Annotated in this window: 5 protein-coding genes; all 5 read right to left on the bottom strand. The window is 39.3% G+C overall.

All coding sequences use genetic code 11. The features are described 5' to 3' along the window. Positions 1-296: 296 nt before the first annotated feature. From ACWATR_RS37590 to ACWATR_RS37570, 5 genes are read right to left on the bottom strand one after another with little or no spacing between them, the layout of a single operon-like run. Positions 297-1,151, bottom strand: a complete 855-nt coding sequence (locus tag ACWATR_RS37590) for a DUF928 domain-containing protein (RefSeq protein ID WP_460344721.1) — start codon at positions 1,149-1,151, stop codon at positions 297-299. A 59-nt stretch (positions 1,152-1,210) separates the two neighbouring features. Beyond that, positions 1,211-3,784: a CHASE2 domain-containing protein gene (locus ACWATR_RS37585; protein WP_460344718.1), complete on the bottom strand. Its 2,574-nt coding sequence runs from the start codon at positions 3,782-3,784 to the stop codon at positions 1,211-1,213. A 16-nt stretch (positions 3,785-3,800) separates the two neighbouring features. Next, positions 3,801-4,175 (bottom strand): trypco2 family protein, encoded by a 375-nt coding sequence (locus ACWATR_RS37580; RefSeq protein WP_460344715.1) that lies wholly within the window; start codon positions 4,173-4,175, stop codon positions 3,801-3,803. A 39-nt stretch (positions 4,176-4,214) separates the two neighbouring features. Then, the gene (locus tag ACWATR_RS37575; protein ID WP_460344712.1) at positions 4,215-10,565 is read right to left on the bottom strand and encodes a CHAT domain-containing protein; all 6,351 of its coding nucleotides are present in this window, start codon (positions 10,563-10,565) and stop codon (positions 4,215-4,217) included. A 36-nt stretch (positions 10,566-10,601) separates the two neighbouring features. Then, entirely contained in the window at positions 10,602-10,721 is a 120-nt protein-coding gene (locus ACWATR_RS37570) for a hypothetical protein (protein ID WP_460344709.1), read from the bottom strand. Positions 10,722-10,996: the final 275 nt, after the last annotated feature.

Genomic DNA, 10,996 nt, shown 5'->3' with positions numbered 1-10,996 from the left:
ATCATAGATAGCTTGGCGGAATTTTTCTAGTTGTGTCAGGATCATCACGTCAATGATTTATCGATTACTTTCATTGACTTTACGGCAGTCAGTGTTACTGCTGACTGCTTTTCTCTAGCCTTTTAGTCCAAAGTCCAGCTCAAATACGGCTGCTTCAACTCCCCCGAGTGCTTCAGCACAGCACGGGCTGCCTCTTCCAAGTTCTCGTTTTCCTGTAACCTACTGATGCGATCGCTGATTAACTGCATCTGCTGACACTCCTGGGGCAAGTAGTTGAAGGATTTCAGGTGCTTCAGCTATTGAGTTACAATATTTTGGCAGCAAGAGACAATAGGTTCTGAAACAATCTCTTTAATCTCTTTTAAGTCCCCTTCTGAGGACAGCAATAAATCTTTCCAGTCTTTTGTTACCTGTGCATCCTTGGGTTTTTGACGGCGTTCGTTAGCCAGCATCGTCAAAGCATCATACCAAAAACCATTTTCAGCGAACAGCAAAATGCGCTCTCTCGGTCTGCTTGCTTTCTCTAAATGATTTTTCAAATTAGAGTTGATAGAAACTCGCTCAATATATCCTTTAACAAAAGTATCCTTCAGGCGATTTGCTGGATCGCACATATAGGATAATACCCAGTTATATTTTTTACCAATTTCTAATGCTGGTATACTTTGAGGTAAGTTGACACTAATAATTCCTGGTGTACTTGTTACCTGAAAAGTAGTTTTATAAACCGGATTATTTTTATCATTTATTAGTAAAAATTCAACTGGATTTTTGTCTGTGGGCTGGTAAGGAATATAAAACCAGAATGCCGGACGTTCAGAAATAGTTAACCCAATATTTGTATGTGGAATTAAAGCCGTAATCGGTTTTTCAATCGCTGGACAGTCGGCTCTGGCAGCAGCATAGGTTCGCTGACCAGGCGCTCCTTTTGGAGGTAAGATAAATCGAATAATCTGGGAAATAAGTCCTGAAGTTTTAGGCGTATTTGTAGGTTTTGGGGTTTGAGGCTGTTGTCTTTGTTGCTGCTTTGAATTAACCCCATCTTCCCAAACGTCATTAGAGCGTGGAGCTGCTTTGACAAGGGGATAAATGCCTAATGTTAAGGTAAAAATTGAAGCTAAACTTAGATATCGAAAAAGTACATTTGTCATTTTTTATAGAAGTATGGAATAAAGATATGTACAAAATAATAGACACACCCACTGTTTTACTATTGGCGTTTATATGATAATTGATGGATATAGCTAAACGTAATTATATTTGTAGTAAGGAAAGCTATAGTAGAAGGAAGGAATGGTAGCCAGTAGCCATGAATTAAAAGAAAAAAGCAGATGCCATAGGATATGACAAAAATAACACCTGTGCTTGTAATTACAAAAATTATTTTGCGATCGCGGCAAGCAAGTCTCTGCAACACAACTGCGCCAAACACACCTCCAGCTAAAGACCAGAGCCCGATGTAAAAAACATCTCCCCACCAAGGCAGCACTCCCAGCAGAGGACGACCATCTAATGCCGCACTAGTAATTTGACTTACCATTTGGGCTTGAACAAATACACCCCGCATTGTTTGGTCTGACTGTTCGTTAAGACTGTATGGTGTATAAAAATCATCTTTTACACTCTTAGCAATAACGCCAATGATAACTATTCGGTCTTTCACCCAAGAAGGGTCAAAACTATTTTCTAAGATATTTCTTAGGGAAACTTGTCTGGCAATATTTCGAGAGCGATAATTAAGTAGCATTTGGTAGCCATCATTTTGTAAATTTTGGTAGCCTCCTGCTCTTGCCTGTAAACGTTGTAAGCGAGTTTTTCCTAAAAGTAAATCTTTTGAATGCGTGGTTTCAGGTTTAATACCTTTTTTAGCTAAGTAATATAGTGCCAGCTTAAGGCTCAAAGAAACTTCTGTTTCACAAGCGGTTTTACTGTTAAAAGTTGCACCCCACAGATAGCGGCGGAGAATTTTATCATCGTCTACAACCACATCAGCAAAACCTAAACGCTCTGTTGGAACTTCTGGTGGAGGTTCAATACCTTTATCCCCAGTTGTGATATCGTTACCTATACAGATGGCAATAAAATTATCATTATTTTGTAATTTATTTGCTAATTCTGGCTGGTCGTCGCTAACAGGAAAATCACGAATGATATCTAAGCCAATTACTCTTGGTTGATTGGGTTGTAGTTTCTCTAAAAGTTGATCTAGTGCGATGTCGGATAATGATCCGCGTCCTTTCATTCCCTTATAATTTTGATATTTTAAATCTTCATCATCAATAGTAACAACCAAAATCCGAGGGTCTATTCCCTCATCTGGGCGCAGTCGCATCATCTGGTCAAATATCTTTAGCTCTGATGATTGCAGTATTCCTAGCAGTCGTACTCCAAACACCAAAGCTGTTATGATTAAACTTGCAGATGAAACAAAAACAGAGGGTTTTAATTTAATTAGTGTAGGAATAACAGGAGTGGGTGCTGCAAACAGTTGACCGCCTTCGTTATCTTGCCAGCGCAGATAAAGTACTGGACGATACCACTGCTTGCCTTCTGTACCCATTGCTTCTCGGCTTTGACTCACTGCCATTGCCAAGGAGTCTTTTTGACCAAGTGAACGATAAAATTGCTCACTAAAAGCTGTTGCACCTGGCACACTCACAGAATACTGCATCGCTACGACTGCTGGAGTGCGGTGAGCAATTAAGCTTTGAGCTACACCATTGAACACTGAAGTTCCAGTTAACGCCAAACCAGATTGACAGGCACTCAATACCACTAGAGCCACACCACGTAGCTGTTTAGAATCATCAGTAAAACTATTTTGCTGTAGAAGTATACCAATTTCCTTAGCACTCACATAATTTGGTTTGCCAGTTTCATCTTCAAAAACTAGATATCCTTGCGGTTCAGGAAGTGAGGCATGGCAACGTTGGCAGTTGTTTATTTTTATACCTTTATGTATAGTTCGACATAGCTGACCATTATCCAATGTATTGTTACAGCATTTACCAAACAAGCCATGTCCATCAAAGTGGATAACATGAGGTGCTGTCTCATTCCGATGTTCAGTCAGATAATCCCGCAGAGTTTTTAAAGTCGGGGGTTTTAGTTCAACTAGCCGAATATGACCTTCTTTCTCGGCTATTCCTAAACCTCTGCGTACTGCAAGTTGTTCTTGCTGTGGCAGCTTTTCCAAACTATTTTCTGGGTCAGAAGCCGCAGAGGAGATTAACAAAACGTTAACTTGCTCCATTAATGGTAGCTTCGGCGGTGCAGCATCATAGGTAATGTAACGAGAGAAGGTAACTTGATATTGAGTCAAAAAACCTCGGTCATCGTGCATTAATTCCCAAGGATAATCAGGTAAACGAGTTGAGCCTAAGATATCTGCTGCTATTTCCAGTTGTACATGCAGTTGAGTTCCGCTATTTTGGGCTAAATTAACCGCATTTTGCAGCACTTTTTCGACTTTAGAGCCTGGGGGAAAAAGTGATTGATACAATGCCTTGCCAATGTTTTTTAGAAAATAGGGATGAAAGGCTTTTCGGTCTTGAACTAGTAGACCAACTTGCACCATCCAATCTTGTTCCCCAGAGCGCTGAAAGTCCTCTGGTCGAAAACGAATAGCTTCTAGAGATTTGATAACGGTAATCAGCCAGTTTATTCCCTCTTGCCAAAAAGGTAATGTTGAGTTGGCTTCCGCTTGACCAACTCGTGACCCATTAACGCTGACTTTGAAATCAGCCTCATTAATCGGAGATAGGTATACCTTTAATAGCTCCATCAGCCATCCTTACTATTTAGCCTAAGAGGTCGCCAAGGGGTTCGTCATTGCTGCCCTTCAGCAATCCTTCCATACTAGTTTCTTCCAGCAACTTCCACTTTTGGGGATAGCGTGTTTTATAAAGCGCAATTCGCTCTTCCTTGCTCAATAAAGGAGTTAAGGTGACAGTAACTTTTTGTACATCATCACGGCTGCCTCCACCACCTAATTCTACAACGTAGACTTTGATTCCAGCTTTTCCCTCTTTACGTGCTGTCACTTGCAATTCCAGACTCACTTGGTCAACACTAAACAGGGGTATGGGTTTTTCTCCTTCTGCCTCTGTTGAAAGCAATTCTTGCTTTATATGCTCAATCAGTTCTGCTAATCCGATAGAATTTTCTTCTGACATTTCATGCTCCTTAGCGATTTATTGGTAACTAAACTTGAGTTATTCAGACTCTCCAATCAAAGTAAAAGCTGCCCAATCAGCAGGATTAGGATGTTTTCTCTTTGTCGTCAGCATCGCTTGCCGCAAAGCAGTAGCTTTGTCAGGATTTTTGCGGAAATTTTCATAAAATTCTGTCATTAACTCAGCAGTGGGCGCATCGGGTATCGACCACAGGGAAACTATCACACTGGGAACCCCAGCAGCAATTATAGAACGAGATAACCCTATTACCCCATCACCTGTTAACCGACCTTGCCCAGTATCACAAGCACTTAAGACAACTAATTCAGCACTTAAGGTAGAACCTTGGGGTGCTGTGTATAAGTTTAGGATATCTTCTGCTGTCAATAAACCGTTATCTTGTCCTTCGGGAGCAAAGACGATAGAACTTCCCAATCCCCGAATATCATCCAACAAGCCATGAGTTGCCAAATGAATGATTTTAGCTAGTGAGAGTTTTTGTAATACTGCTTTTTTAGTAGCTTGATTACCAATCAAAGCTTGAGTTTTCCAAAGCGAACCAATTGCGAGAGCTTCTTTTTCTGAACCAGGAAGCGCACCTAATTGCTGAGGTGGTTCTCCAGGTTTTTTTGAAACTTTGGGCATTGTCGGATTACCGACTATCAAAATATCTTTAGCTGAACCTAGAACTTTTTGCCGCAGTTTATGAGTAGATTCTAATACTTGAATGGAAGGGGCGGTAAGGATAGTATGTTTATCAATTAAGTATTGCCCTGATGGGTCTTGTAATGCTGGGAAAGGAACTAAAAATAAAGCATCTTGCGGTATGAATATGACGCGGGCTGTTTCTTGTTTTGGCAGTATGTCTGCAATTGGTTGGATAAGTAGCTGGTAAAGTTTCTGTAACTGTAAGTTTTTGGCGTTTGCACCAGAACTATTTATACCAATTTTTTTCGCTACATCAGCCATTGGACTTTCTATTGCTGGTTTCTCTGCTTCCCAAGAAGGCAAGCGGATAGTGATTTTACTGTTTTTAATATCAACTGATACTACTTGCCAAGCTTCCCAGTCTGGAGCATCGTCATTGAGTTTAACGCGATCTCCTGGTGCAAAGGTAATGTTATTACCATCCCTAATAGCAACATTCACACCTTTAACAATCGACTGACGGGTTTGGGCAACTTTATCTGTTAAGGAGGTGTTTTGCTTTTGCCACAGTGGGTTGAGGTCAACTGGGTAAAATTTTATTTCGCCTGTAGGTTTGATTACCCAAATATATAGTTCTGAATCTTGAGTTCCTAGTTTACCATCAACTTTGAATTCATCAGTAATAATTGAATATTGAACAATGGTTGCATTTTCATTTTTAGCAACTTGTTTAATCTGTTCAGTATTCAATGCAGGAACTTTTAATTGTTCTGTTTGATTAGGAGATAATCGTTTGCTTAGTAAATCAATAAAAGCTCTTGCTCTACCACTTTCAGATACTTCCAAGGCTTCAGTGATTTTATTTTGAGCAATTAACACTTTTTGAAGCAGGCGGTAGGATCGAGCTTGTTTTTCAAAAATAGATATTTTGTTGGCATCGTCTAATGTCAGACGGAGATTTTCCCAAATAACGATTGCAGTACGCAAATTTTTTTCAGCTTCAGGGAGTTTACCAGCTTGGCTAAGGGAATTAGCAAGATTGTTGAAAGCATTACCCTCAGCTTCTTTATCTTCATCCTGTTGTGCTTTTACTAAACTTTGCTGATGGAATTGTATTGCCTTAACAGTATCACCAAGTGTAAGGTAAACATTACCCAAACCTCCTAATGCTTCACTAGGGGCCAATGTAGATGCATCGTTATAATATTCAATTGCTTTGTTATAATCACCTAAAGTATAGTAAATATTTGCCAAGCTAACTTTGATTTTGGCAACACTAGAAGCATTTTTGTCGATACTTAGTGCTTGTGATAAGCCTTGAATTGCGTCGTTATATTTATTTTGGAAGATGTAAATATTGCTGCGACTTTGTAAAACTTCTGCTTTTAGTTGTATGTCTTGATTCTGCTCTATAATTTTTAAAGCATCATTGTAATACTTAGTTGCTGTTTCATAGTCAGCTAAGGAATTGTAAACATTACCGAGATTGGCAAGATTTTTAACTTGTCTTTGAAGATAGTTAGATTTTTTGGCAATGTCTAAAGCATTATTATAGGATGTGATGGCTTTGGTATAGTCGCTGAGACAATAGTGAGTGTTACCGAGTTGTTCGAGAACTATAGCTTGGTTTTCGTTGTCAGAGATTTCTTGATAAAGTTTGAGAGCTTTCTGCCAAGGATCAAGCGCTTGGGCGCAGTTGGGGGCATAAAATTGTAGATCACGCAGTCTATCTGCTTCAGCTTTTGGAGTAGCAGCAATTTTTTCATCCAAGTTCAGCAAGGCTATTTGCTTACCAGATAACTCCCATACCCTTGCAGTCCCATCATCAGAAGCGGTGATGATGCGCTTACCATCGGGACTAAAACTAGCTTTACTAATATTACCGTTATGTCCTTTAAGTTCTACTATCAGTTTACCTGTAGTTTCCCACACACGGGCTATGCCATCTGATGAAGCGGTAACTATTACTTTTCCATCAGGGCTAAAATTGGCATCCTTAATATTTTCTTGAAATGTTTGAAATTCAGTTAGGAGCTTACCGGAAATATCCCACACATTAATATTAGAAGATATGGTGATAATCAGCTTGCTATTAGGGCTAAAAATAGCACTGTTAATATAGTTTTGCTTTCCTTTGAGTTCAGCTACTAGCTTACCTGAAATATCCCGAATTTGTGTAACACTATTCCAACCTAACGTTAGAATAAACTGATTATCTGGACTAAAAATACCACTTTTAAAGCCAAGATGATTACCTTTAAGTTCAGTAATGAGTTTACCAGCAGTATTCCAAACACGAGCAGTTTTATCATTTGATGTAGTAACAATTAACTTACTGTCTGCACTAAAGTTAGCGCTATTAATAGAATTTTGATGACCTTTAAGTTCAGCTACTTGTTTGCCAGTAGCATCCCATACTAAAGCAGTTTTGTCGAAAGACACGGTAACAATCAACTTGCCATTAGAACTAAAGCTGGGCTTATATCCTTTAAGTTGGGCTAGTTGTTTACCGGAAGTATCCCATAGCATCGAAGTGCCAGCAGATGAGGTCAGAATTAACTGATTATTAGGGCTAAAACTAGCACTGTTAGCACTATATTTCCCCGTAAGTTCAGTTAATATCTTGCCAAAATTATTCCAAACTTTCACAGTTCCATTATCAAAGGCAGTGATAATTGATTGACCGTCGGGACTAAAATTAGCATCATTAACTGTACTGGGATATGGGGTAAATTCTGCTATTCTGTTTCCAGAAACATCCCAAATTTGAGCAACTGACTTAGAGGAAGAACTCATTTCCCCTACAGTGAAAATTAACTTGCTGTTAGGGCTAAAATTTGCACTTTTGATCATACCCTGTTGACTTATGAGTTCAGTTACCTTTTGACTTAAAAGATTTCCAACTAAAGCTCTACCTCTAGATATAGCTACAGTCTGCTGACCATCAGGGCTAAAATTAAAAGTTTCGATCCCTTCAAGTTCTCTGATTAAATTACCGGAAGTATCCCAGACACTTGAAGAACTTCTTAGATATGAAGTTATAATCAACTGGCTATCTGGACTAAAACTCACACTATCAATATGTCCATACTTATGTTTGAGTTCAGTTAATAGCTTGCCAGAAATATCCCACACCCTGACAATTGGTTCATCACTTATAGTAACAATTAGCTTACCATTAGGACTAAAAACAGCATTTTTAACTTTTTGCTGATGTCCTTTAAGTTCAGCTAACTGTTTGCCCGAAGTATCCCATATACGAGCAGTTTTGTCTTCAGATGCAGTCACAATTAACTTACCATCTGGGCTAAAGTTTGCACTATTGACTAGATGAGTATGCCCTTTAAGTTCTGTCAGCAACTTGCCAGATGTATCCCAAAGGAGGACATTTTTATCAAAAGATGAATATGTAGTAATAGCTAACTTACCATTGGGACTTAAACTGGCACTAGAAACAGCCATATCTCCATTTGCTTCCAGTGTTGCTAGCAATTTACCTGAAGTATCCCACACTTTAGCTAAGTCTGAAGATGTAGTGAGAATTAACTTACCATCAGCACTCAAATATACACTTTCAATTTGATATTGATGTCCTGTGAGTTCAGTTAGCAGTTTGCCAGAAGTATCCCATATCTGTGCAGTACCATCTTTAGAACCAGTAACAATTAATTTATTATCAGGGCTAAAACTTACACTGGTAATAACTTTATCTTCATTCCTAAATCGAGGTTTTACTTGTTCTTGAGGTTGCTGATTACTGGAAGAGGGTGTTTCTGGTAATTTCGGTGCGGCTGCTAGTTTGTTGGAGACATACCAGATTCGAACCGTACTATCATTAGATGCCGTGACAACTAGTTTGCCATCTGGACTAAAATTCGCACTTGTGACTTCATGCTGATGACCTTTAAGTTCGGTAATTAGTTTACCTGAAATGTCCCATACTCGTGCGCCATCAGAAGTTGCGGTGATCAACAATTTATTATCTGGGCTAAAATCAGCACCGTAAACACGATTTTCACTATATTTTTCAGTCGTCGTATTCGGAAACTCAATTTTTGTTACTACTTTACCCGAAGCATCCCATATCCAAGCACTACCATCATGAGATGCAGTGACAACCATCTTGCCATCCGGGCTAAAATTCGCACTAATAATAGAATACTGCTCTCCTTTTAATTCTAATTGGGTGATCAGTTTACCTGATGTATCCCATATACGCGCTATGTTGTTAGATGCAGTAATAATACGCTTACCATCTGGGCTAAAATTGGCACTTTCAACGGTTTCCTGATGCCCTTTGAGTTCAGTGATCAGCTTACCGGAAATATCCCAAATTCTTGCTGTTTTATCTCCAGATCCAGTGATAATTAACTTGCTATCAGGGCTAAAATTGGCACTGTGAACAATTTCTTGATGTCCTTTGAGTGCAGCGATTAACTTACCTGTAATGTCCCAAACGCTGGCAATTTTATTCTGGGACGTAGTTACAATTAGTTTCCCATCGGGGCTAAATTTCGGACTCCATACCTCTTGAGGTGCTTTGATTTCGGAGACTAGTTTGCTAGACATATCCCAAATTCTTGCTGTTTCGTCTTGTGAGCCAGTAATAATACGTTTACCATCTGGGCTAAAACTTGCACTGTTGACTTCACCTTTATGCCCTATTAATTCTGTCATCACCTTATTGAATGGTTCCCAAACACGGGTTGTGTTATCAGATGATGCAGTAATAATATATTTACCATCGGAGCTAAAACTGACACTATTAACACCACCTTCATGTCCTTGCAGCTTGCCTATCAACTGACCTGAAGATTTCCAAATCAAAGCAGTTTTATCAATTGATGCTGTGATAATCTGCTGTCCATCTTTGCTAAAACTCACATTTAAGATGCTATCACTATGTGCTTTTAACTGTGCTAAAACTTTGCCAGATAAATCCCAAACACGAGCGGTTTTATCGTCTGACGCTGTGACAACTTGCTGACCATCTGGACTAAAACTTGCACTCCAAATTGTATCAGTATGTCCTTTAAGTTCCACTAATTGCTTTCCCGACAAATCCCAGACACGCGCTGTTTTATCAGCACTTGCGGTAACAATTTTTTTACCATCTGGACTAAAATTCGCACTGTAAACGCTGCTTTCATGGGCTTTCAATTCTCTGATCTGTTCGCCCGATAAATCCCATAACCGCACGGTTTTATCTGCACCTGCTGTTACTATCTGTTTACCATCCGGGCTAAAATTCGCACTGTAAACATTCCCTTGGTGTCCTTTTAACTCAACTAGCTGTTTGCCAGAAATATCCCAAATACGGGCAGTACTATCAAAAGATGCAGTGACAATCAGCTTACTATCAGGGCTAAAATTTGCAGTTTTAACATTACTTTGATGCCCAACTAATTCCGCTAGCTGTTTACCAGCAAAATCCCAGATACGGGCAGTGTTATCTGCACCAGCCGTCACAATTAACTTACCGTCAAGATTAAAACTAGCGCTGTTGACGCTACCCTCATGCCCTTTAAATTGTCTCTCTTCGGCAAAGTAATCAATAAAACTACCGGAGACAGTCTCAGTTTGCTGTTGATTTGATGTTTGCGCCAATACCTGTGATACAAAGAAAAACGCAGAAAAATTCTGCCGGAATGTAGGTGCAATTGTTACCATAAAAGCACTCAACGCAATTAAAATGATTCTGCTTGTGCGATGAGCTAGCCCCCCCCGGATGCGATCGCGCATAATTTATCAACCTAATCTGGAACTACAACACATCAATCAAGGTAAAAGCTGCCCAATCTCAGGGATTTGGGTATTTTTCATAATTGCTAGCATCGCATGACGCAAGGCAGCAGCTTTATCTGGGTTTTCACTGAGTTTTTGATAAAACTCTACCATTAAAAATGTTTTCTTTTGAAACCAAATATCCCACAGAGAAGCAATAAAACCGGAAACTTAAGCTAAAAAGAAAGAGCATGATAAATAAGGTAAGTAATATTACTCAATATTTATCTAGAGCTACAAATTCATCCAAGCGGATTCCAGAAAATATTATCAATTGGATACCAATTCTTTATGAAGCTGCGCTAAATAAAGCTTCAAGAATAACCCTTTTCTATCACTCTCCGGGAGGACGATCGCCAGAAGCCCCATGAGGCAATCAATACAAGCTA

It is taken from the genome of Nostoc sp. UIC 10890, assembly GCF_054786515.1.
Note: the sequence above shows the minus strand (reverse complement) of the source record. Positions and strands in the feature narration are given on the sequence as shown.